Source organism: Citrobacter sp. SX206, assembly GCF_024181025.1.
GTDB lineage: Bacteria > Pseudomonadota > Gammaproteobacteria > Enterobacterales > Enterobacteriaceae > Citrobacter > Citrobacter youngae.
The window spans coordinates 1230581-1254791 of record NZ_CP049738.1 but is presented as its reverse complement, the minus strand read 5'-3'; the positions used below and the strand labels follow the sequence as shown (position 1 = coordinate 1254791).

The window sequence follows — 24211 nt, the reverse complement described above, 5'->3', positions numbered from 1 at the left end:
ATTATAAAGAGCATCCCGGCAATTGACTATTGACGAAGATAACATTTCTTTAAAATAAGATGAATTTTAGCAACAAACAGTGACCAACTGGTCTACTGCAACGAAAATCTCACCGTCGCTACCTGTCCGGCGTCATCCATCACCAGCAGTTGATAATCCCCTTTGGTCGCCAGCTGTAGCGTCAGACGACGTCCGCGTTCATCCAGCCGTTCACCGTTAAGAAACCACCATCGTTCACCGCTCCCACCGCTGGTTTGCACCGGCAATGAGGCTTGAGCAGAACCGGGTAAACGCTTCACAATCGCGCCATCGCGAATGCCTGTCAACTGCAACGGCTGCGAAGCGTCTTGTCCCAGCGGCGGACATGTGGCAGAAACTGGCGGTAATCTCGCCCCACGGCGTTCTGATTCCGGTAACCATGGCTCCAGCGGCAACGGCCAGACGATTAACGTTTGCTCGTGCGCCTGCGGACAATCCGCCGCCACACGTTTGCCTTCATCATCCAGCCAGACAGGAAAACGAATTCCATTAACCCCTTCCTGCTCGGGCAATAATAACGTTGGCGGCTGACTGCCATCCAGTAACCAGGTTGCCAGACGGCGACGGCAGTTGCTGTCACTGGGGGCAAGAGATTGCCCGCCCGGCCAGCACACCACACCGCGACTCACGGATTCAGGGCGTGGATCTTCCGGCTGATTTGTCCCGCGAGAGAGCAAAAGATTGTTGACCTGATTGAGCAACGGCACGGCGCTGGCAAAACCAAACTGTCCCACCACCGGCGTACCGTCTGGCCTGCCGGTCCAGATGCCAATCACATAACGGGCGTTAACACCAATCGCCCACGCATCGCGATAGCCATAGCTGGTGCCCGTTTTCCACGCCAACGGCACCACGCGGCTCAGCGCGTTATCCGGCAGCGGTTGCGCTTCGTCAGCCATAATGCGGCGAATAATCCACGCCGCGCCCGCCGACATCAACGGACGTTCCAGCAGTGGATCGTCTGGCTGCAGACGCAGTTTTCCCGCTTTCCCCTGGCGGGCAAAGGCGCTGTACGCCGCCGCCATATCCTCAAGCCTTGCCCCCGCACCGCCCAAAATCAGCGACAGATTCGGTGCGGCCCCCGCGGGCAGATACAGCGGTAAACCGACGTTACGTAACGATGCGGCAAAACGCTTTGGACCATAGGCTTCAAGAACCTGCACGGCGGGTAAATTCAGCGAGCGCACCAGCGCTTCGCTCATACTCACCGGGCCATGAAAACCGCTGTCAAAATTCCCCGGTCGATAGTCCCCGGTTCGCCGCGGGACATCCTGCAACAATGAAGCCGGATGAATGAGTCCGTCATCCAGCGCGAGACCATAAACAAACGGCTTTAGCACCGAGCCCGGCGAACGGATCGCATTCACCATATCCACATGACCAAAACGGGAGTCGTCATTCATATCTACCGAGCCGACCCAGCCACGCACGCTCATATCGGTATGATCGACTACAATCATCGCCAGCGAACTGCGTGCAGGTAAGCGCCCCTTCCAGTTTTGCGCCAGCTCTTCCAGTTGACGCTGCAATCCGGCATCTAGGGTAGTCACGATTTTATCGCTTCGGCTTTTTCCCAGCATCATGCGCGAGAATAACGGTGCTAACTGCGGCATTTGCCGGGGCGCCAGCCAGACCGGTTCTTCACGCGACTCCTGTACCTGTCTGGCAGGCCAAATGCCCTGGGTGGCCATACGTTCGAGCACTTTATTACGCGCCGCTTCAGCGCGGTCCGGCCAGCGATCCGGACGCAAGCGACTCGGTGCCTGTGGCAAAACAGCCAGCAGCGCGGCATCGGAGTAACTCAATTGCGCGGGTGATTTACCAAGATAAGCCCAGCTTGCCGCCCCCACGCCCTGCAGCGTACCGCCGAACGGCGCACGGTTGAGATACAGTGTCAGGATGTCGCGTTTGGAGAGATGCCATTCCAGCTGCAATGCGCGCCAGAGCTGGCGAAACTTGCCGCCGAAGGTTCGCGGATGGGGATCGAGTAATCGTGCGACCTGCATGGTAAGCGTACTGCCGCCCGAAACCACGCGTCCTGAGGAGAGGTCCTGCCATGCCGCGCGCAGTACAGAAAACGGATTGACGCCGGGATGTTTCCAGAACCAGCGATCTTCGTAATTGATTAACGCCTCGAGATAGCGGGGCGAGACATCTTCAATGGTCACCGGATAACGCCAGATGCCGTCCGCGTCGGCAAAGCGCCAGAGCGGCGTACCATCATAGGCCACCACGACACGCGCCGGATCAACTTCGTGAAGCGGCAGCGGCCAGATTTTATCTGCCGCCCACACAGCGCCCACAACAACCAGCGCAACGGCTGCCAGCCACAGCCAGCAGCCGCGTTTACCTAACCCGCGCATCATTTACGGTCTGACAATCAGCAGTCCCTCTGTCGCGCCGGTCGCCCGCCACTGCGGAACGTACATTGATTCCACCTGCGGGACGGGAACCTGATACGTTCCCGGCGTTACCGCTCGAGCCAGATACACCAGCGTCACCGGCTGCCCTTCGTTGACCGCCACCGCGGCGACAAAGCGATCGTCACGGAACTCAACGTGCTGGATATCCGCCTGCTGCATCTGATTGAGTAGATTCGCCACTTCGCTACCGCTGTCCTGCAGGCTGGCGCTGCCGTTGGCCAGATTCTGGTTTTCCAGCTCCAGGCCCGCTGGCAGTAAATCGACCACCAGCGCATCCGGTACGTTCTGGCTGGCTTTCACCTCCAGCCAGACCAGTACCAGCTCGCCGCTGCGCAGAGACTCCAGCGATTTGCTGCGCCCATCGGTTCCCAGAATTTGGCGCTCAATCTGCAAAACGTTGCTGGCAGGCGTCGGCGAGGTTTGCGGGTAACCACTCACATCCAGACGCAGCCACAGCGGCAGACTACCGGTATTGGTAACGCTCAGCGTAGACAGCGCGTCGGCTTCCAGACTGCGGGTTTGTGATTTCTCCCCTGCTAACGGTTGCGCTGAGAGTGACGTTTGCGCCTGCCACGTGCCAGGCAAGTCCTGTAGCGTACGCGCGGCAAGGAACAGCGCATTATTTTCCTGAGTTGAGAGCCAGCGCTGCCCAAAGGCCTGTTCTGACAAGGTGTTCAGCAGCGTATTCTGCACGTCAGGTTTGAGCTTGTTCTCTTCCAGTAATGCCAGCATCAGCGCGTTGTCGCGTAGCTGACTGCCGTAATCCGCCATCCACTGTTGCGTATCGCGACGCGGCGTGTTCAGCGCTAACGTCACCGCCTGTTCACTGCGACTGGCATCGCCCATGTTTTTCAGCGCGATCCCCAGCTGCAACAGCGGTAAACCGGAAGCCGCCTGCGCACGACGCTCCCAGATATCCCGCAATGCGCCGAGCGGGGCTTTCTGCTGACGGGCCAGTACCAGCGCGGCGTAGGTCTGCACCGCAAACCGGCTCGCTGATGAATCGTCGGTATAACGAATCGACATCATGCCCGGATCCTGCAAATAGCGCAGCAACCGCTCGTTACCCCGGTTAATCACCTCAGCCGGGACGCTGTAGCCCTGTTCATTCGCCCGGACGAGGAAATCCATCACGTACGCGGTCAGCCAGTACTCTTCCGGGCCGTTTTTATCCCACAGCGCAAAACCGCCGTTATCACGCTGCATTTGCAGTAAACGGGAGATGCCAAGCTCTATTGCCGCACGGCGTTTTTCGTCGCTGTCGCCCGCGATACCTAGCGCCTTCAACTGCGCGGCGTTGGTATATAAGGACGGGAACAACCCGCTCGCCGTTTGCTCCAGGCATCCGTAAGGGTAAGCTTTCAGTTCGCGGATGTAGCGCGCCAGATTCAGCGGCGGTTTACCGCTGAACAACAGTTGTCCCTGCATCGTTACCGGTGAGAAATTCGCCAGTTCTTCGCCCGGAAGCTGCCATGTTTCGCCCGGCTGGAGCGCGACGCCGTGGTTAACAGTTTGCGCCGGAAACGCCGGACGCACGCCAATCTTCCACTGTTTATGCTGAGCAGGCAGCGTTTCACCCGGCAGAGTCAGGCCGCTTATCTGCGCCTGAATTTCGCCATCGCCAAAACCTTCCCGCGCACGTACCGGAACAAACAACGTCGTACGCACGCCCGGCGCCAGATTTACCGGTTCAGGGGCTTGTCCAACCAGCTCCAGTAAACCGCTGGCCGCGAGCTTAATGTCCAGCGTTTGCGGTTTATCAGTCAGGTTGGTTACGTCCAGCGTCAGGCGCGAGGTATCGCCCCCCGCCAGAAAGCGCGGCATGTTCAGTTCAGCAATCACCGGCGCGGCGACGATCACTTTGCTTTCGCTGCTGCCAAAGTCATCCGCCGTCCAGGCCTGCGCCATTACCCGCAGCTCGCCGTTGAAATCACCGATAGGTAACGTCACCGTACCTTCGCCCTGCTCGTTAAGCGTGACCGGCAGCGCCTGTTGCGCCACGATATTGACGTGATTAACCGGTGGCTTACCGCCACGTTTTAATTCATCGCCGTCACCACCAAAGCGCAGCGCTGCCAGACGTCCTTGCCCTTCGATCACCTGGCCGTAAATATCATAAATATCCGCGCCATAGCGTTTTTGCCCGAAAAACGCCTGCCACGGATCCGGCGTGGCGTAATCGGTAATATTCAGCACTCCGCTATCAACGGCAGAGACCAGCACGTTAACCTGTTTTGGTATCTCGCCATTTTTAACGCTGGCTTTAATCTTGACGGTCAACGGCTGGTTTGGACGTATTTTCGCCGGGTTTTCCAGCGCCAGCGCCAGACGACGGGTTTCATCACCTAACGGTAAATGCAGTAAACCGACCGCACGTTTTGGCGTTGCCGAACGGGACTTGTCGCCAGGACGAACCACCAGCGCACTAAGATACAAATCGTGGCGATTCCAGGTTTTATCGATTGGGATGGAGATATCGAGACCATCCGCCGGTACGTCTATTTCTTGCCACCACAGCGGGCCTTCGCTGGATTCCACCATCGCATAACCTTTGCCAGCAGCGGGAGCGGCAACGTGCAGCTTCATGGTATCACCGGGACGATAGCTGGGTTTGTCCAGTTTCAGCGTCACGCGATCGGGACGCACAGCCCCACTGCCGTCGCTATTATCCTGCCAGCTATAACCGGCCCAGAAGCGTACGCTGCTCACCGCATCATTAGGGGCTTTCACTTCCAGACGATAGGCGCCCCACTCAACCGGGAAACTGACTTTACCGGTTTCATCGGCCTTAAGATCCAGAGTCTGCTCACCTTCAACCAGATCCTTTTGATCGAACTGTGATTGCCAGCCCTCGCCTTCAGACCAGTTCCAGTAATAATCTCGTCGCTCGCGGATCAAACGCACCTGCAAACCGGATACCGCTTTTTTCTCGCCTTGCGCATCGGCATACACGATATCGAACGCGGCGTTGCTGTCTTCATCAACGATAGGTTGATTCACGGTGGTATCGGTGCGGTAGTCATAGACGGCTTTCGCCGCAAACTGCGGACGAATACCCGGCAGCGTATCCGCAGGCCAGATAGCTTGTTCAACCCGACGCGTCACCGGGCGACCGCCCGATTCCAGCAGGCTGGCTTGCAGGATCACCTGTAACGGAGAATGCGTCTCCTGCCATTGGCTGTTGGTGGTCACTTCGCCGCGTCCGTGGTCATCCAGCGTAAGCTGAACTTCATCGAGGCTGCGGGACAGGTTTTCTTCGGCAATATTACCAAACTGGAACCCCGGCAATGCCTGCACCGCTTCGCGCAGCGGGCGCAGGAAAAGCTGCCCTTGCAGAGCATTGCCGTTAGCGGGCGCGCCGTACAGGTAGTAGCCCACTACCGAAAACTTCACGTCATCAGTTGGTGCCACCGGGATCTTATTGGCGGAGAGATTGAGCGCCATCCGCTCAGGCATAAAATCTTCGACGTGGAAATCCCACATCCGTGACTGGTTGTCGCCCGTATTAGCACGAATATGCCACATACCCGTTGGCGCGCTGCTGTCCAGCGGCCAGCTAAAGCGGTACAGACCGTTTTCCGGCTGGCTAACTACCGTGCGTAAAACCTGTCCGTCAGGCTTCACAACCTCCAGCTTCACCGGCTGGTCAGGCAACGTTTTGCCGTCGCTGTCGCGCAGTAATCCGTTGAGGATCACCGTTTCACCGGGTCGATAGAGGTCGCGGGGGCCGAACATAAAGAACTGTTTGCTGTATCCCGGCGCGCCGGCAATATCAAATTCAGCCAGATCCAACGCCGGGAGCTTCAGATCCAGCAGCGTGGTCTGCCCGTCTTTACGGGCCAACAATAAGGCGGCATCTTTATCCGTCTCGAGCTTCACGTGCCCCTGCGCATCGCTGGTCGCCTGTGCCAGCGTCTGCCCTTTCTCATTGAGTAAGGTGACATCAATCCCCTGCTGCGCAGCGCCGTTTTCCAGGCTCTGCGTAAAGACATCCAGCTGGTTATGGTAACGGTGCGCGGACACGCCAATATCGCTGAGCGTAAACAGCGTGGCGGCATTGCTGTAGTTGTAATGTCCGGCCTGATTCATCACCGCAATGTAAACGCCCGCCTGCTGCAACGGCTTAATCTCGCTGAGCGGCAGCAGCAGCTTCTCACGGGTGTTACGCGCCGGGTTGAGGTCAAAGCGCCCGGTATAAACCAGCTCCGCCATTTTCAGCAGATTGTCGGATTCCCAGTTAGACAACGAATTGCGGTATTCCCACTGGCTGACAAATGCGCCGAGCGACTCGGGCTTCACGCGATAGAAGTTCACATCCACGCTATTGACGTTCAGCGCCATTACCGGCAGTCCTTCGACGACTTTGCCCGGCAGCAGCGAGCCGCGACTGGCAAAGCCTACGCTTGGCTGGACGTCGCGGGTGGTAATATTTTTTTCATAGTCGATAGCGAACGTCGCTTTATTCAGCGCCAGCAAATCACGCTCGATGGTCACCACCAGTTCGCGGTTGGGTTCGAGATGGCGTAAGCGTAGCTCTTTCAGGTTTGGTGCCAGCTCCCAGGCCCCATCCACTTTGCCGCTTTTTTTATCGACAGCGTGCAGTACGCGAGAAAAATCTTGTTCAGGATCGAGAGGAATAGAAAAAGTCAGCACCAGCGTCGCCGCACCATCCAACTGGACTTCTGAGGAATCCAGCAGCGTCAACGGCTTGCCCTGGCTTTGCTGCATCAGCTTTTGTAATTGCGCCGGATCTTTTGCCGGTGTGGTCTGTGGGGCGGGCGTATCATTTTTTGCCGTCGTCGACGGCTTATCGTTATTATCGCACCCCGCCAGCGCCAACATCAGCATACAGGCCGCTACGCGTAAATGTTTCATTTTTCATCCCTGGCCTGAGTGGCCCGTTAGCAACGTAGAACAACTATTATGCGTCAGATTTCAGCAGGTGGAAGTCAGTAATAAGATGTTGTTGTCTGAATTTTCGTGATTAATGTGGGACCACCTGACAAATCAGCCTCTTTTACTTGTCGCTTTGCACCAAACATCCGACAATTTGCCGAAACCTGGTAAAAATGGAGATGCCTATGACTACCGCCTTCTTTGTCGCTGCCGACTGGCTTGTCGAACATATTGACGACCCGGAAATACAAATTCTTGATGCCCGGATGGCACCTCCAGGCCAGGAAGATCGCGATGTTGGCGAGGAGTATCGCGCCGGCCATATTCCTGGTGCGGTCTTTTTTGATATCGAAGCGCTCTCCGACCATACTTCTGCGTTACCGCATATGCTGCCACGTCCGGAGGCTTTCGCCGTCGCCATGCGCGAGCTGGGCGTACATCAGGATAAACACCTGGTCATCTACGACGATGGCAATCTGTTTTCTGCCCCACGTGCCTGGTGGATGCTGCGCACATTTGGCGTCGAAAATGTCTCCATTTTGGCAGGCGGTTTTGCGAGCTGGCAGCGTGATGAGCTCCCCTTGCAGACAGGAAATGTTGACTTGCCCGAAGGTGAATTTGACGCCGTGTTTACGCCAGAGGCCGTCGTGCGGGTGACCGATGTCCTGCTGGCCAGCCATGAAAAAACCGCACAGATTGTCGATGCGCGCCCGGCTGCGCGTTTTAACGCAGAAGTTGACGAACCCCGACCAGGCCTCAAGCGCGGCCATGTTCCCGGTGCGCTGAACGTACCGTGGACAGAGTTGGTTCGTGACGGCGAACTGAAAACCACCGATGAGCTGGATGCTATTTTCTTCAGCCACGGCGTGAGCTTTGACAGACCGATAATCGCCAGTTGCGGATCCGGCGTAACGGCGGCCGTGGTGGTGCTGGCGCTTGCGACGCTGGGCGTTTCCAACGTCGCGCTGTACGACGGCGCATGGAGCGAATGGGGAGCGCGCAACGATTTACCGGTAGAACCCGAAACTAAATAAAATCTGATTTACACATCTTTTTCGCCCACAAAAAAACCGCTCAAATGAGCGGTTTTTTTGTGCCAGTCCGGTTCGCGGCCTTTCCAGCAGGCTGTGTTGCCATAGCAACGCAGGCACACCTCAGGAGCTCAATATTCCGGTTTAAGAGAATAAAAGTCAAGTTAATTAACAGGGAAACTATTCAACATTTAATGTATTATTCTGAGCGGCCCTTTCCGCTGTCTCGCAAACGGGCACTGGCTTTAGGGAAGGTCATTGTATGGCCGTATACGCAGGCGCACCTCAGTGCTTGCTATCACGGCATGATCGCCAGTGGTGCTGTCGTGATGCGGTCTTCGCATGGACCGCGCAATGAAAATACGGTACTTCTGTATCGTGCTTGTTGTATCTGGCGCGTTGTGTCTTCACGGTGATCGGAGTTACTCAGGTAATTTTGCACGCGTGACGCTCAGCGCCCAGGGCAAGTAAGCCAGGTAGCCGCCCTACGGGGCGGCTTTCCTTTACTCAGATAATCCTGTTCTGTTTGAAATCCCGCAGGAAACCGCCCCAGCGACGCTCGTAGAAAGGCGCGATGTGTTCGGTAATAAAGTGGCTGACCCCTTTCTCACCTTTCACCACCTGGCAGATATCAATCGGTTCATCACCCGGTAACGTATCCGTTGCAACACTCCCCGTGGCATGAATAATCTCTTCAATATCGCCATCGGCTTCAATGCCAATCAGCAGGTTGGGTTGGGCATCCGGACTTTCTTTGATCGAGCAGAGAAACGCGCGTTTTACCGGCTTAATGGTTTTAAACAGCGTAGTCAGCGAGTCAATCATCTGCGCCGGAGGTTCAGCGACTTCAGAGAGGATCAGCGATTCACCGCCTTCCAGTACTTCCTGGGTGCTGAGCGGATTCCCTTCTTCCCCCATCAGCAGGCTGATTTCACGCGGCATAAATTCTTTGCCGGTCGGCAGTTTCGCGTTGAGAAACAGCGTTTCGCCGAGCGTCATTTCAAACAATGTACGCACCGGCATGACGACAAATGCCTGCTCATCTTCAACCGCCTGCTGCAGAGCTTCCAGGGAGGTGAAGAACGGGATCACGGTGGTGCCGTCTTCTTTTTCCCAGTGCTGAAGGTCGAGGGCGCTGTCTTCAACCACCGCCTCACCTTCTGCGGCAGTACCCGGCACCCAGACGGTAGACTCCAGTAAAGTACGGAAAAATGCCGGACGATGCGCAGGCTCTGTCGCCGCTTGCTCCAGCAGGGTTTCTAATTCGTTTTTTGTTTCGGACATAAGGATCACAAATTGGATAAATACATGTAGGCCGGATAAGCGTAGCGCCATCCGGCCATACAATCATGAATTATGCGGTCAGCAGATTCGCGATAGTACGCACGCCCAGACCGGTTGCGCCCGCAGACCACTGCTCAACCGGAGCTTTGCGATAGGTTGCAGAGCAGTCGATGTGCAGCCAGCCCTGCTGATAGTTTTCCACGAAATGGGACAGGAAGCCCGCCGCAGTGCTGGCACCCGCCGGATAAGCCGCGCTGCCGGTATTATTCAGCTCGGCAAAGTTAGACGGCAGCTGGCTACGGTGGAACTCTGCCAACGGCAGACGCCAGAACGGTTCGTTTTCTTGCGCCGCACTTGCCAGCAGACGGGTAGCCAGTTGATCGTCAAAGCTAAACAGCGCGTGGTAATCGTTGCCCAGTGCCGTTTTCGCCGCGCCAGTCAACGTGGCAGCATCAATGATCAATTCTGGTTTTTGCGCGCTGGCGTCAATCAGGCCATCGGCCAGTACCAGACGTCCTTCGGCATCGGTATTCATCACTTCAACTTTTTTACCGTTGCGATAGTGAATAATATCACCGAGCTTAAAGGCGTTGCCGCTGATCAGGTTATCCGCGCAGCACAGATACAGCTTAACGCGCTTGTTCAGACCACGGGTGATGGCGAACGCCAGCGCGCCGGTCACCGTGGCCGCACCGCCCATATCAGACTTCATCGAGTCCATAAATGCGCTTTGCTTGATGCTGTATCCGCCGGAATCAAAGGTAATTCCCTTGCCAACCAGACAGGCATAAACCGGCGCTTCTTTATCGCCAGTTGGATTGTAATCCAGCGCCAGCAATACTGGCGGACGTTCAGATCCACGACCTACGGTATGCAATCCCATGTAGTTCTGCTCGCGCAGATCTTCGCCTTTAGTGATGCGGTAAGAGACGTTATCGCAGGCAACAGAGCACAGCAGGTCTACTGCGCGTTGCGCCAACTGTTCCGGGCCCAGCTCTTCTGCCGGGGCGTTAATGGTATCGCGCACCCAGTCAATAATTTTCAGGCGGTTATCCAGCTCTTTGCGCTGCGCCTCATCCAGAGCGGCCCACTCAACTTTGCGGGTGCCTTTTGGTCCTTTGTAGCCCTGCCAGAACGCCCAGCTACGTTCGGTATCCCAGCCTTCACCGTCCAGTTGGACATGTTTAATACCCAGGCCGTCAATTTTACGGGCGGCGCGCTGGATAAGGCCGAGGTCATCTTTCCCGTTCAGGTGCAGGGTAATGCCATCATTATTAATGCTGTATGTCGCCTTTTCACCCCAGCGGGCATCGGCGGGTTGCGTGGAAAGCGTAATTTTCATGGCTTCTGTCATTTTATTTATCCTTATTTTCGCGCATACAGGAAAACGGGCCGCCCGTGGGCAGCCCGTTGACTTATTCGGCTTCGTCCAGCCAGACCAGCAAAATGGCCTCAAGGATTTTTTCGTTCGATGCCTGTGGATCATCATCGAACTCTTCCAGGTCACAGATCCACTGGTGCAGATCGGTGAAACGAACGGTCTTGGGGTCGAGATCGGGGAACGCGTCGTACAGCGCTTCGCCGATTTCACGGCTATCGGTCCACTTCAGTCCCATACTACCCTCTGTTAATGCTCACGTGCATGATTGATTGTGTAACGTGGGATTTCGACCACTAAATCGTCCTCGGTGACACGTGCCTGACAGCTTAAACGGCTCTCCGGCTCCAGTCCCCAGGCTTTATCCAGCATGTCGTCTTCTTCTTCTGTGCTTTCCGGCAAAGAATCAAAACCTTCACGTACGATGCAGTGGCAGGTTGTGCAGGCACAGGATTTTTCACAGGCGTGTTCAATCTCGATACCGTTACGCAGGGCAACGTCAAGAATGGTTTCGCCGGTCTCAGCTTCCAGAACTGCGCCATCGGGACAGAGATCCTGATGAGGCAAAATAACAATCTTTGGCATATTAAACCTCGTCCACGGAATGGCCTTTCAGCGCGCTACGGACGGATTTGTCCATGCGGCGAGCAGCGAATTCCTGGGTTTGTTTGTCTACGTTTTTAATGGCTTGTTCTATCGCGTCAACATCGTCACCCTGTGCAACCTCGCTCAAGTGCGCGGCGGCGGTGTCGATAGCCTGACGTTCTGCGGCGCTTAACAGCGCGGCATCAGCGTTCAGCGCACCGGATAAACTTTCCAGTACGCGTGCCGCTTCGACTTTCTGTTCTGCAAGCCAACGGGCTTTAACGTCCTGCTCGGCAAAACTCATCGAATCCTGAATCATGGAGGCGATTTCACTGTCGGTCAGACCGTAGGACGGTTTAACCTGAATTGAGGACTCAACGCCGGTGGATTTCTCCATGGCGGTGACGCTCAGCAGACCATCGGCGTCCACCTGGAAGGTCACGCGGATGTGTGCGCCGCCAGCTGGCAATGCCGGGATGCCGCGCAGCGCAAAACGCGCCAGTGAACGGCAGTCCTGCACCAGCTCACGTTCGCCCTGCATCACGTGAATGGACATCGCGGTTTGGCCATCTTTAAAGGTGGTGAAATCCTGCGCGCGCGCCACCGGGATAGTGGTGTTACGTGGGATCACTTTCTCCACCAGACCGCCCATAGTTTCAAGACCGAGCGACAGCGGGATAACGTCCAACAGCAGCATTTCGCTGTCTGGTTTGTTCCCGACCAGAATATCCGCCTGAATTGCCGCACCAATGGCGACCACTTTGTCCGGGTCGATAGAAGTCAGCGGCGTACGGCCAAAAAATTCACCGACGCGTTCACGCACCAATGGCACGCGCGTTGAACCACCGACCATCACCACTTCCAGCACATCCTGCGGCTCCACGCCCGCATCTTTCAGCGCGCGACGGCAGGCCAGCAGCGTACGCTTGACCAGTGCGGAAATGAGTTCATTAAAGATTTCACGGGTGATTTCACCCTGCCATCCCGCCACATTAACCGTCACATAATCGGCATCGCTGAGCGCGATTTTCGCTGCAATAGCGGCATCCAGCAGTTCGCGCTGTACGCGGTTATCGCTACGATCGGCAACACCCGCCTGCTCGCGAATGTAATCCGCCAGCAGATGGTCAAAGTCGTCGCCGCCGAGCGCGGAATCACCGCCGGTCGCCAGCACTTCGAATACGCCGCGACTCAGGCGCAGAATAGAAATATCAAAAGTACCGCCGCCAAGATCGTAGACCGCAATCACGCCTTCCTGACCGGAGTCCAGACCATAGGCAATCGCAGCTGCGGTCGGTTCGTTCAGCAGGCGCAATACGTGCAGACCCGCCAGACGCGCGGCGTCTTTGGTCCCCTGACGCTGTGCATCGTCAAAGTAAGCCGGAACGGTGATCACCACGCCGTCCAGTTCGCCGGACAGTGATTCGGTTGCCCGCGCGGCCAGCGCTTTCAGAATGTCAGCGGAGACGCGCACCGGATTAAGCAAACCGGCAGCGGTTTCAATCATCGGCAAGCCATTTTCACTTGCCTGGAAGGTATAAGGCAGATGCGGGTAACGCGCCTGGATATCTGCCAGAGAGCGGCCCATCATGCGTTTTACCGAACTGACGGTGTTTGCCGTATCCAGCGCGGCATTGGCGCGGGCATCGTAACCAACAGAGTAGCCCTGCTGCTGATAGTGAACCACTGACGGCAACAGGTGGCGACCTTCATGGTCTGCCAGCGTTTCGGCCTGGCCGCTGCGTACGGTCGCAACCAGGGAGTTGGTGGTGCCTAAATCGATACCTACCGCCAGACGACGCTGGTGCGGCGCGGCGCTCAGACCAGGCTCACTAATTTGTAATAAGGCCATTTTCGCTTCCGGAAATTAAAAATCGAGCAGTTTTTCTTCGAGTTGTTCTGCACTGCTTCGCAGTTTATCGAGAAAACGCAGCTTACGCACGGTATCTGCCGCTGCGTCCCACGTCTCGCTATCCAGCTGTTCCACCATCAGTTGATGACGAACGTTATACATTTCGCTGACGCGTTGCATAAACGCATCTAAACGTTGACTGTCTTTTGCCTGTTCAATTTCGTCCAGCTCTTCGCGAAGCGTAAGCTGTTCCATCAGAAACGCGGTATCGCGCACCGTATGCTGCTCGCTGCGGATATCAAAGCCGTGTAAAGACAATAAGTATTCAGCGCGCATCAAAGGATGACGCAGCGTTTGCCAGGCCTGGTTGATAGTGGCGGACTGCGAAACCGCAGCAAGTTGTTCCGCCTGGGAACCGCTGGCGAATTTATCAGGATGATACTGACGTTGTAGATCCTGAAAACGTAGGCTCAGCGCCTGAGTATCGAGCTGATAACGGGCCGGTAAGCCAAAGAGGGTGAAGTAGTCCATAACATTCTCAGGGCATCGATTCTCTGTTGTTCGATGAGGCAAAACCAGAGAGTCAGGTAAAACAAACCCCACGCGCAGGCGACCACGGTGGGGTTATCAGTAAGCGCGTTACACGTGGAAGCTTTCGCCGCATCCACATTCGTCTTTCACGTTCGGGTTAGTGAACTTAAACCCTTCGTTCAGACCTTCTTTGACGAAGTCTAACTGCGTACCGTCGAGGAATTGCAGGCTCTTACCGTCGACCACAACTTTTACGCCTTTGTCTTCAAACACGGTATCTTCAGCCGCCGGCTCGTCAACAAATTCCAGTACATAGGCCATACCTGAGCAGCCGGAGGTTCTCACGCCCAGACGCAGACCAAACCCTTTACCGCGGTTTGCCAGGAAGGTATTTACACGCGCTGCTGCACTGTCGCTTAAGGTAATCGACATAATAAAACCTCAACTCTTAATTATTTTGCTTCACGTTTGCTTTTGTAATCCGCAATCGCGGCTTTAATCGCGTCTTCAGCCAGAATAGAGCAGTGAATTTTCACCGGTGGCAGTTCAAGCTCGTCGGCGATATCGGTGTTTTTAATCGCCTGTGCTTCGTCCAGAGATTTCCCTTTTACCCATTCGGTAACCAGAGAGCTGGAAGCAATAGCGGAACCGCAGCCGTAAGTCTTGAAACGCGCGTCTTCAATGATACCCTCATTGTTGACTTTGATCTGCAACTTCATCACGTCGCCACAGGCTGGTGCACCCACCATGCCGCTGCCCACGTTCTCGTCGCTGTTGTCAAAAGAACCCACGTTACGTGGATTCTCGTAATGATCGATTACTTTTTCGCTGTAAGCCATGCTGAATTCTCCTTATCGGTACCGATTAGTGATGTGACCATTCAATGCTGTTCAGATCCACGCCCTGTTTGAACATTTCCCACAGTGGAGAAAGGTCACGCAGGCGGCCGATGGAGTTGCGAACCAGATTGATGGCGTAGTCAATCTCTTCTTCGGTAGTGAAACGACCTAAAGAGAAACGAATTGAGCTGTGTGCCAGCTCGTCGGTCATCCCCAGCGCACGCAGCACGTAGGATGGCTCCAGGCTTGCAGAAGTACATGCAGAACCGGAGGATACAGCCAGATCTTTCAGCGCCATAATCAGCGACTCGCCTTCAACAAAGTTGAAGCTGACGTTGAGAATGTTCGGTGCGCCCTGCTCGAGGTCACCGTTAAGATACACTTCTTCCATATCTTTCACGCCGTTCCACAGACGGTTACGCAGGCTACGCAGGCGCGCCATCTCGGTTTCCATCTCTTCTTTAGCGATACGGTATGCTTCACCCATGCCGACGATCTGGTGCACAGGCAGCGTACCGGAACGCATACCGCGCTCGTGACCGCCGCCGTGCATCTGGGCTTCAATACGAATACGCGGTTTACGACGCACGTACAGCGCACCGATACCTTTCGGGCCATAGATTTTGTGACCGGAGAAGGACATCAGGTCCACTTTCAGTTGGCTCAGATCGATAGGCAGTTTGCCCACGCTCTGGGTCGCATCAACGTGATAGATGATGCCGCGTGCACGGCACATTTCGCCGATAGTCGCGATATCCTGCACCACGCCGATTTCGTTGTTCACGTGCATGATGGACACGAGGATGGTGTCGTCACGCATTGCCGCTTCAAGTTCTTGAAGGTCGATAATGCCGTTACGCTGCGGGGCGAGGTAGGTGACTTCAAACCCTTCGCGCTCCAGCTGACGGCAGGTGTCCAGCACGGCTTTGTGTTCGGTTTTGCTGGTGATGATGTGCTTGCCTTTTTTCTGATAAAAGTTGGCTGCACCTTTAATCGCCAGGTTATCGGATTCAGTCGCACCGGAAGTAAAGACGATTTCACGCGGGTCGGCACCCACAAGATCGGCAATCTGGTTACGGGCGATATCTACCGCCTCTTCAGCCTGCCAGCCGAAACGGTGTGAACGAGACGCTGGGTTACCAAAGTTTCCGTCCAGGGTCAGACACTGCATCATTTTCTCGGCAACACGCGGGTCCACCGGCGTGGTTGCGGAGTAGTCGAGATAGATCGGTAATTTCATTGCTCTATAAACTCCGTACATCGCTTCAATGCAAGGAATCAGGCAACCGGCTGGATGTACGACCGAGTTAACGGGGCGTCTGACGCCCCGGCCTGATTCTAAAATACTATTATTATGCGCGTAACTTAACGTCGATCGCGTCTTGTGCACGATTAGTGCGTGGAGCGTCATGGGTATGCTGGCGACCAGACACATCCAGGACTTCCTGATTATTCACCAGTTCGCCCAACGTAATGTTGTTGAGGAAACCGGTCAGACGATCGCTCAGATCGCGCCACAGCGCGTGGGTCAGGCATTTATCGCCGCCCTGACAACCGCCTTTGCCCTGGCAACGGGTCGCATCTACAGACTCGTCCACAGCGCTGATTACTTCACCTACTGCGATGCTGCCGGCATCTTTACCCAGCAGATACCCGCCGCCTGGTCCACGTACGCTGGAAACCAGACCGTTTTTACGCAAACGGGAAAACAGCTGCTCCAGATATGACAGGGAAATTCCCTGACGTTCAGAAATATCAGCCAACGGTACCGGGCCCGTTTCGGAGTTGAGCGCAACGTCCAACATTGCGGTCACGGCATAACGCCCTTTTGATGTCAGTCTCATGTCTTACTTAGCCTCAAACTCGCCCCTGCCCGGGGTTTTTTATTGTAAAATGGGGGTATTGCATAGCAGGGGCAAGTCTGACATTCCCGACTAAATCAGTCAACTATTTACTTGACTAATTTAGTCAGGTATTTAACCTTCAGTGCCATTTTTACTTGCCGGAGGCGTTACGTTTACTTGCCTTTATTCTGTTGCTCAATTGAAGCTAAAATTCCGCGCAAAATGTTCAGCTCCTGGCTCTCAGGACGCGCGCGCGTAAACAGACGGCGCAGCTTATTCATCACCTGTCCCGGATGCCCTTCACGGATAAACCCGGTCGACAGCAGCGTTTGTTCCAGATGACCGTAAAAACGCTCTAAATCATCGACCAGCGGGTACTCAGCTTCTTCGTATTCTGTGGTCTTCTCGCTTTCCTGCGTTGCCAACCAGGCCATGCGCACTTCATAAGAGATGACCTGCACCGCCATCGCCAGGTTCAGCGAGCTGTATTCCGGGTTCGCGGCAATAGCGACGTGGTAATGGCACTTCTGCAGTTCTTCATTCGTCAGGCCAACACGTTCACGGCCAAACACCAGCGCCACCGGCGAATTCGTCGCTTCAGAGACGCTTTTTAAACCGCATTCACGCGGATCCAGCATCGGCCACGGTAGCGTACGGGAGCGCGCGCTGGTGCCTACTACCAGGCTGCAACCTGCCAGCGCTTCATCAAGAGTATCGACGATCTGCGCGCTGCCGATTACATCACTGGCACCTGCCGCCAGAGCGATGGCCTGAGAGTCCGGTTTAACCAGCGGATTTACCAGCCACAGATTGGTTAAACCCATGGTTTTCATTGCGCGGGCTACAGAGCCCATGTTGCCAGTGTGAGAGGTTTCCACCAGCACGATTCGAATATTTTGCAGCATTGTATTTCTTCGGCTAAAGATTATTCGGGCATATTATCATAAAACGAAGACATATTCCGAACTCGCTGCTATACTCTGCGCCGTTTTCCCGTTCTTTAACATCCAGTGAGAGAGACCGATGCATCCGATGCTGACCATCGCCGTGCGCGCAGCGCGCAAGGCGGGTAATGTAATTGCCAAACACTACGAAACCCCAGACTCTGTAGAAACCAGCCAGAAAGGCAGCAATGATTTCGTGACTAATGTCGATAAAGCCGCCGAAGCGATTATTATCGAAACTATTCGCAAATCTTACCCACAGCACACCATCATCACCGAAGAAAGCGGTGAGCACGCAGGTGAAGATCAGGATGTTCAATGGGTTATCGATCCACTGGATGGCACTACCAACTTCGTAAAACGTCTGCCGCACTTCGCGGTATCTATCGCAGTACGCATTAAAGGCCGTACTGAAGTCGCCGTTGTTTACGATCCAATGCGTAACGAACTGTTCACCGCCACTCGCGGCCAGGGCGCACAGCTGAACGGCTATCGTCTGCGTGGCAGCACCGCCCGCGATCTGGACGGCACCATCATCGCCACCGGTTTCCCGTTCAAAGCGAAGCAGCACGCCGCTTCTTACATGAAAATTCTTGGTAAAATGTTTACCGAGTGCGCTGACTTCCGCCGCACAGGTTCTGCTGCGCTGGATCTGGCTTACGTTGCCGCTGCGCGCGTTGACGGTTACTTCGAAATCGGTCTGAAACCATGGGATTTCGCAGCAGGTGAGCTGATTGCGCGTGAAGCTGGCGCACTGGTTTGCGACTTCACCGGTGGTCATAACTACCTGGCAACCGGCAACATCGTTGCAGGCAACCCGCGCGTTGTTAAAGCCATGTTGGCTAACATGCGTGACGAACTGAGCGATGCGCTGAAGCGTTAATCTGCTGTGGTGCCGGATGCGACGCTTTCGCGTCTTATCCGGCCTACAAGTCATACCATTCCGCTCACTAACCTAAAACGGTCTTATCCCTCGCCCTACCGGCACCGCGCTCATCCACATCACTACTGCAGCAACAATAAGCACCGCACCACCGGCTAACGCCAGCGTTGTCCATCCGATTTGCCGCCACAGCACCGGCGCTTTATGCCCGCTAATTCTCACCGCCAGCGAGCGAAAACTGTGTACCAGCAGAGCCAGTGACGTAATCGTCAAAGAGGTTCCTGCCGCCATCGCCAACGCCGACGCCATACCCCAGCTAAAGACGCCAACCACTTTACTGAACAGCAGCACCATAATTGCGCCAGAGCATGGGCGCATGCCCATAGAGAGAATAATCATCAACCGGGCGCGCCAGTCATCACCGCTTTGCAGTTGTTCCGGGTTGGGCAAATGCTGATGCCCGCAGCCGCAGCCCTCGTGATGCACATGGTGCGGCGTAAAAGCGGTGAATTTCGGGCGGCGCAGCAGCTGGCGCAATTTCTTTAGCGCGCGGACACACAATAAAACGCCCAACACGCCAACCAGCGCATAACTTCCTTTCTCCAGCCAGAAACTGCTCATATGCAGCTGTCGGGCAGGCAGTTGCAAGACGGTGAGGACTACAACCACCAGTCCTATTGCCACCAGCCCCTGCAATAGGGAAGACGCCAGCGTCAGCCCAATGCTCGACTTGAGTTTCGACGGATGCGTCGCCAGCCAGGTCGTGATGACGATTTTGCCGTGCCCCGGCCCCAATGCGTGCAATACCCCATAAATAAAGCTAAACAGCAGCAGAGATCCGCCCGCACGAGTGGGGTTCGCGGCAACCGCTTTCAGCAACCCGCTCATCTGCTGGTTAACGTCGCGCTGCCAGACGACACTTTGCATCATTACCTGAGGCCAGGCCTGCCACAACCACAGCACCCCGCCTGTCGCCAGCAACAAAAAGACCGCCAGCGGCCATAGCGTGAGCCAACGGCGTCTGGCTGCGCGTTGTTGATAAACTACTGACATTGCAGCGTCACCGTCTGTGCAAACTGTTTACCCAACTCCATATCCTCCGGCGGTGCGTCTTCTTTATCCAGCGACTGCGCAAAGCTCAGCATGTGTTCATTCGGCGTCGGCGTATGCACTGAAATATGGCATTGCTGGCTTATGGTCTGCGAAAGCCGGGCGTCGCTGTCTTTGTCATAACTCATATCGACGTAGTAGGTCGGATCGAAGGTTGAAATAGTATATTTTTGACCGCTCAGTGGTTGAGCTTCGGCCAGCGGCAGAACGAACGTCAGCACCGCCTGGTGTTCTTCACGCTCCATGCCATATTCAGTCGGTCTGTTTTTAAACTTTACCTTTTTCCCATCGTGCCACACTTCGGTGAAATAGTGCTGCCCGAGAACGTTAGCCATCACTTCCGCCGCCAGTTTTTTCCAAATTTCATCACCAGGTTTAGCATTCCCCGCGTCGTAAAGCAGATCGGCCGAAGTGATTTCATCCATCGTCCAGCGCATTTTCAGCGCGACGAACCGATCATTCTCGCTCACAACTTCGGTTTTCAAATGAATAAAGCTATGGGGATGCGCACCTGCGCCAAAGGACAGAACAACGAGAAACCACGTCATAATGATACGTTTAACGCCTTGCATGAGTTCTCCACGTTAAAAATCAACACCGCCACAAATAATGATGTCGTATTTGGCGCAAGTGTGCCGAGGATACCATTGAACGAAAAAATATTGAGCACCCTTTTCCGGTATCGATTCAGTTCTCAATTTCGATAATTTCTTCTTCGGGAAATTCCACCCAAACACCTTTTCGGCGTCAAAGCCTAAGTCAAATGATAATTAAATGTTAATTAACGGTTTCATTTTAATGTTTAATTAACAATTAATTTGAACATTTGAATGTAAAACCATGCAATTTTAACCAATTATTAACTATTTTGTTTCCATAAATTCACAATAATGGGCGTATATCACATTCTCCAAACTTATGATTCATTCCCTCTTCCATTCGTTGTTAACTTCACGCCGTGACATGTCCTGCCCCCTACGAAAGGTACAACTATGAAATTCAAACTCGCATTACTCAGTGCAACCCTGGTTTCTGCATGCATGTTGTCCGGCACGTCCTTTGCGGCGGAAAAATATGAAATTGCTGTGGTTGCCAAAGTCACCGGTATTCCCTGGTTTAACCGCATGGAAACCGGTGTTAACGAAGCAGCAAAAAAACTGGATGTGAACGCTTACCAGACCGGTCCGTCTACGCCGGACCCGGCACAGCAGGTCAAAGTGATTGAGGATCTGATCGCCAAAAACGTCAACGCGATCATCGTGGTACCAAACGATGCCAAGGTTCTTGAGCCAGTACTGAAAAAAGCACGCGATAAAGGCATTGTGGTCCTGACGCACGAATCCCCGGATGAGCAAATCGGTCAGTGGGATATCGAAACCATCGATAGTGAAAAATACGCACAAGCCAACGTCGATGAGTTAGCGAAAAACATGGGCGGTAAAGGCGGGTATGCAATCTATGTTGGTTCGCTGACGGTCCCACTGCATAACGCGTGGGCAGATTATGCAATTAAGTACCAGAAAGAAAAATATCCGGAAATGTTCGAGGTCACTTCACGTCTGCCGGTCGCGGAAAGCATCGATAAATCCTACGCCACAACGCTGGATCTGATGAAAACCTATCCGCAGATGAAGGGCATTATCGGCTTCGGCTCACTGGGTCCAATTGGTGCGGGTCAGGCTGTGCAGAAAAAACGCGCCAAAGATAAAATTGCCGTCGTCGGGATCGCCATGCCAGCACAAGCTGCGCCTTACCTGATGCGCGGTGATATCAAAAAAGCGCTGCTGTGGGATCCAAAAGATGCGGGCTATGCGCTGGTAACGGTTGCCGATCAGCTGTTGCAGGGCAAAGAAGTCAATGCAGATCTGAGTATCGACGGTTTAGGGAAAGCCGATATCGACACGGAGAAGAAAGTGATCCGCTTTAACAAGATCCTCGAAGTCACCAAAGACAACGCACAGTCACTCGGTTTCTAAGGCTTTTGCCAACACCAGGGAAACCATAACGCCGACCGTCTGGTCGGCGCTATCTACCAAACTAACACTCAGCGTCCATCAGGGCGCTCGCAGGGGTATTGTCCATGACAGACACCACCGCATTTATCACTCTTGAGAATATCAGCAAACAATTCCCGGGCGTGCTGGCGCTGGATAACGTGAATCTGACGCTGAGAAAAGGCGAAGTTCACTGTCTGGCGGGTCAAAACGGCTGTGGTAAAAGCACCATTATTAAAGTGATCTCCGGGGTATATCACCCGGAAAAAGGCGCGCAGATTTTACTCGATGGCAAACTGTTCCATCACCTGACGCCGCAGCTCTCTTCCCATTATGGCATTCAGGTTATCTACCAGGACCTGTCGTTGTTCCCCAACTTTAGCGTCGCAGAAAATATCGCGGTCAACCGCTATCTGCCGGGCGGTGATATCTGGGTACGTCGTGGTGCTATGAAACAGCAGGCGCTGGCCGCCATGAAACGTATCGGGGTGAATATCGATCCCGATAAAAAAGTAGAAAAACTCTCGATTGCTGATCGACAGCTGGTCGCCATTTGCCGGGCGATTGCCGCCGATGCACGTCTGGTGATTATGGACGAGCCCACCGCCTCGCTAACCCGCCAGGAGGTCAATGGCCTGCTGAAGGTGGTTAACGAACTGAAAGCGGCCGGCATTTGCGTGGTGTTTGTCAGCCATCGTCTGGATGAAGTAATGGAAGTGGCAGACCGCATCAGCGTGATGCGCGACGGCAAACTGGTGGGCACATATCCTGCCAGCGAACTGGACAGCCACGAGCTGGCATTCCTGATGACCGGACAACGCTTCCATTACAGTCCGTTGCCGGAGAAATCATTCGACGCTCGAGCCCCCCTGCTGGAGCTGCGCAACCTCAGCCGCAGAGGCAAATACCAGAACATCAATCTGTCGCTGCACGGCGGCGAGATTGTCTCCATTGTCGGCCTGCTGGGCGCCGGGCGTACCGAGCTTTGTCTGAGCCTGTTCGGCATGACGCACCCGGAAAGCGGCGAGATGCGCATTAACGGCCAGCCGGTTACTCTGCGCAATAACCATGACGCCATCAAACACGGGATCGGTTATGTCTCAGAAGATCGCCTGACGCAGGGGCTGATCATGGAGCAGTCGATTTACGACAACACCATCGTCACGGTGTTTGATCAACTGCACACCGGTAGCGGCTTGCTCGATCATCGTAAAGCGCAAAAGCTGGTCGCCGATTTAATCCGCGAACTGAATATCAAAGTGTCCGATCCGCACCTGCCGGTCAAAACCCTCTCCGGCGGGAATGCCCAGCGTATCGCCATTGCCAAATGGGTGGCGACCAATCCCCGCATTCTGATCCTCGACTCGCCTACCGTCGGCGTGGATATCGCCAACAAAGAGGGCATTTACCAGATAGCTCGCGATCTGGCGGAACAGGGTATGGCGGTGCTGATGATTTGCGATGAAATCCCGGAAGCGTATTACAACAGCCACCGCGTGCTGGTGATGCGTCGCGGCAGACTGGTGGCGGAATTTAATCCTCATCACTGCCGTGAAGAGGAGATTGCTGAAGTGGTCGAGGTAATCAATGAATAAGATGCATCTGTCCCGTTTAATCGGGCAACATGAATTCTGGCTGGGCCTGCTGGTTGTAGCGCTGGCCGTTGGGCTGAGCATCAGCACCGACGAGTTCTTGTCTTTGGGGAACCTGACGGATGTGGCCACCAGCTACGCGATTCTCGGCATCCTTGCCTGTGGGCTGTTTGTGGTGCTGATTTCCGGCGGGATCGATATCTCATTTCCGGCGATGACCGCGATTGCCCAGTATGCGATGGCCAGTTGGGTGATCGGCCACGGCGGCAACTTCGCTCTGGCGTTAACTATTGCGATTGCGGTGGGCCTGCTGCTTGGGCTGATTAATGGCTTCCTGGTCTACTGGCTGCGCGTTCCGGCAATCATCATTACCATCGCCACGCTGAACGTCTACTACGGTCTGCTGGTTTACGCCACCAAAGGCACCTGGCTGTACGGTTTCCCTGACTGGTTTATGAACGGCATTAACTGGTTCTCCTTCACCGCAGCAGATGGCTACGACTACGGCCTGACCCTGCCCCTGCTGTGCCTGGCGGCGGTGATCGTCTTTACCGCAGTGCTGATGAACTATACCCGTCTTGGCCGTCAGGTTTACGCCATGGGCGGCAACCGCGACGCGGCCTCACGTCTGGGGTTAAATCTGCTGAAACTGCATTTCTACGTCTATGGCTATATGGGCATTCTGGCAGGTGTTGCCGCCGTGGTTCAGGCGCAAATCACCCAGTCAGTTGCACCCAATTCGCTGCTCGGCTTTGAGCTGACGGTGCTGGCGGCGGTCGTACTCGGCGGAACCAGCATGAGCGGCGGGCGCGGTACGTTGACCGGAACCCTGCTCGGCGTTGTCTTGCTCGCCTTCTTACAAAATGGTCTGACGCTACTCAGCGTCTCCTCTTACTGGCACACCGTATTCAGCGGCGCCATTATCCTGGTCAGCATCAGTGCCACGGCCTGGAACGAAAAACGCAAACTGGCAAGGGAGCTTTGAG

Annotated in this window: 21 protein-coding genes; 6 read left to right on the top strand and 15 right to left on the bottom strand. The window is 54.9% G+C overall.

Annotated features, from left to right (window positions below; genetic code table 11):
• Positions 1–92: 92 nt before the first annotated feature.
• Both pbpC and G8S19_RS06075 read right to left on the bottom strand, forming a co-directional pair.
• Positions 93–2405, bottom strand: a complete 2313-nt coding sequence (gene pbpC / locus G8S19_RS06080) for a peptidoglycan glycosyltransferase PbpC (protein ID WP_253686315.1) — start codon at positions 2403–2405, stop codon at positions 93–95.
• Positions 2406–7337: an alpha-2-macroglobulin gene (locus G8S19_RS06075; RefSeq protein WP_253686313.1), complete on the bottom strand. Its 4932-nt coding sequence runs from the start codon at positions 7335–7337 to the stop codon at positions 2406–2408.
• A 206-nt stretch (positions 7338–7543) separates the two neighbouring features.
• Between G8S19_RS06075 and sseA the strand changes: the two genes are divergently transcribed.
• Both sseA and timP read left to right on the top strand, forming a co-directional pair.
• The gene (gene sseA / locus G8S19_RS06070; protein ID WP_061068338.1) at positions 7544–8392 is read left to right on the top strand and encodes a 3-mercaptopyruvate sulfurtransferase; all 849 of its coding nucleotides are present in this window, start codon (positions 7544–7546) and stop codon (positions 8390–8392) included.
• A 339-nt stretch (positions 8393–8731) separates the two neighbouring features.
• The gene (timP, locus tag G8S19_RS06065) at positions 8732–8860 is read left to right on the top strand and encodes a small toxic inner membrane protein TimP (protein WP_371925579.1); all 129 of its coding nucleotides are present in this window, start codon (positions 8732–8734) and stop codon (positions 8858–8860) included.
• A gap of 36 nt (positions 8861–8896) precedes the next feature.
• On the opposite strand, the gene sseB is transcribed toward timP, so the two are convergent.
• From sseB to trmJ, 11 genes are all read right to left on the bottom strand, one after another.
• On the bottom strand, positions 8897–9673 hold the full coding sequence (sseB, locus tag G8S19_RS06060) for an enhanced serine sensitivity protein SseB (protein WP_005120414.1): 777 nt from the start codon (positions 9671–9673) through the stop codon (positions 8897–8899).
• 70 nt (positions 9674–9743) lie between these two features.
• Positions 9744–11027 (bottom strand): aminopeptidase PepB, encoded by a 1284-nt coding sequence (pepB, locus tag G8S19_RS06055; RefSeq protein ID WP_061068340.1) that lies wholly within the window; start codon positions 11025–11027, stop codon positions 9744–9746.
• 61 nt (positions 11028–11088) lie between these two features.
• On the bottom strand, positions 11089–11289 hold the full coding sequence (iscX, locus tag G8S19_RS06050; protein WP_003037694.1) for a Fe-S cluster assembly protein IscX: 201 nt from the start codon (positions 11287–11289) through the stop codon (positions 11089–11091).
• Positions 11290–11300: 11 nt separating this feature from the next.
• Positions 11301–11636 carry an ISC system 2Fe-2S type ferredoxin gene (fdx, locus tag G8S19_RS06045; protein ID WP_003037690.1) on the bottom strand — a complete coding sequence of 112 codons (336 nt, stop codon included), beginning with the start codon at positions 11634–11636 and terminating at the stop codon, positions 11301–11303.
• 1 nt (position 11637) lies between these two features.
• Complete coding sequence (gene hscA / locus G8S19_RS06040) at positions 11638–13488, bottom strand: Fe-S protein assembly chaperone HscA (protein ID WP_172742406.1); 1851 nt, start codon at positions 13486–13488, stop codon at positions 11638–11640.
• 15 nt (positions 13489–13503) lie between these two features.
• On the bottom strand, positions 13504–14019 hold the full coding sequence (gene hscB, locus G8S19_RS06035; RefSeq protein ID WP_124021371.1) for a co-chaperone HscB: 516 nt from the start codon (positions 14017–14019) through the stop codon (positions 13504–13506).
• A gap of 108 nt (positions 14020–14127) precedes the next feature.
• Entirely contained in the window at positions 14128–14451 is a 324-nt protein-coding gene (gene iscA, locus G8S19_RS06030) for an iron-sulfur cluster assembly protein IscA (RefSeq protein ID WP_003037681.1), read from the bottom strand.
• A gap of 20 nt (positions 14452–14471) precedes the next feature.
• Positions 14472–14858 carry a Fe-S cluster assembly scaffold IscU gene (iscU, locus tag G8S19_RS06025; protein ID WP_002913991.1) on the bottom strand — a complete coding sequence of 129 codons (387 nt, stop codon included), beginning with the start codon at positions 14856–14858 and terminating at the stop codon, positions 14472–14474.
• 25 nt (positions 14859–14883) lie between these two features.
• Positions 14884–16098, bottom strand: a complete 1215-nt coding sequence (gene iscS / locus G8S19_RS06020; protein ID WP_253686309.1) for a cysteine desulfurase — start codon at positions 16096–16098, stop codon at positions 14884–14886.
• A gap of 112 nt (positions 16099–16210) precedes the next feature.
• Entirely contained in the window at positions 16211–16702 is a 492-nt protein-coding gene (gene iscR / locus G8S19_RS06015) for a Fe-S cluster assembly transcriptional regulator IscR (RefSeq protein WP_003037674.1), read from the bottom strand.
• Between the two features lie 173 nt (positions 16703–16875).
• Positions 16876–17607, bottom strand: coding sequence for a tRNA (cytosine(32)/uridine(32)-2'-O)-methyltransferase TrmJ (trmJ, locus tag G8S19_RS06010; RefSeq protein ID WP_048218399.1), 732 nt, complete (start codon positions 17605–17607; stop codon positions 16876–16878).
• A gap of 118 nt (positions 17608–17725) precedes the next feature.
• Between trmJ and suhB the strand changes: the two genes are divergently transcribed.
• Positions 17726–18529 (top strand): inositol-1-monophosphatase, encoded by an 804-nt coding sequence (suhB, locus tag G8S19_RS06005; protein WP_003037670.1) that lies wholly within the window; start codon positions 17726–17728, stop codon positions 18527–18529.
• Positions 18530–18601: 72 nt separating this feature from the next.
• Here the strand turns inward: suhB and G8S19_RS06000 are convergent, their stop codons facing one another.
• Both G8S19_RS06000 and G8S19_RS05995 read right to left on the bottom strand, forming a co-directional pair.
• Complete coding sequence (locus G8S19_RS06000; RefSeq protein ID WP_253686307.1) at positions 18602–19582, bottom strand: nickel/cobalt transporter; 981 nt, start codon at positions 19580–19582, stop codon at positions 18602–18604.
• Positions 19573–20211: a DUF1007 family protein gene (locus G8S19_RS05995; protein ID WP_124021369.1), complete on the bottom strand. Its 639-nt coding sequence runs from the start codon at positions 20209–20211 to the stop codon at positions 19573–19575. Before G8S19_RS05995 ends, G8S19_RS06000 begins: the two co-directional genes overlap by 10 nt.
• A gap of 420 nt (positions 20212–20631) precedes the next feature.
• On the opposite strand from G8S19_RS05995, the gene G8S19_RS05990 reads away from it, so the two are divergent.
• The 3 genes from G8S19_RS05990 to G8S19_RS05980 all read left to right on the top strand — a co-directional run bounded on the left by G8S19_RS05990 (position 20632) and on the right by G8S19_RS05980 (position 24210).
• Positions 20632–21615, top strand: coding sequence for an autoinducer 2 ABC transporter substrate-binding protein (locus G8S19_RS05990; protein WP_003037665.1), 984 nt, complete (start codon positions 20632–20634; stop codon positions 21613–21615).
• Between the two features lie 104 nt (positions 21616–21719).
• On the top strand, positions 21720–23228 hold the full coding sequence (locus G8S19_RS05985) for a sugar ABC transporter ATP-binding protein (protein ID WP_048210916.1): 1509 nt from the start codon (positions 21720–21722) through the stop codon (positions 23226–23228).
• The gene (locus G8S19_RS05980; protein WP_115601659.1) at positions 23221–24210 is read left to right on the top strand and encodes an ABC transporter permease; all 990 of its coding nucleotides are present in this window, start codon (positions 23221–23223) and stop codon (positions 24208–24210) included. The genes G8S19_RS05985 and G8S19_RS05980 overlap by 8 nt, the downstream gene beginning before the upstream one ends.
• Position 24211 lies beyond the last annotated feature (1 nt).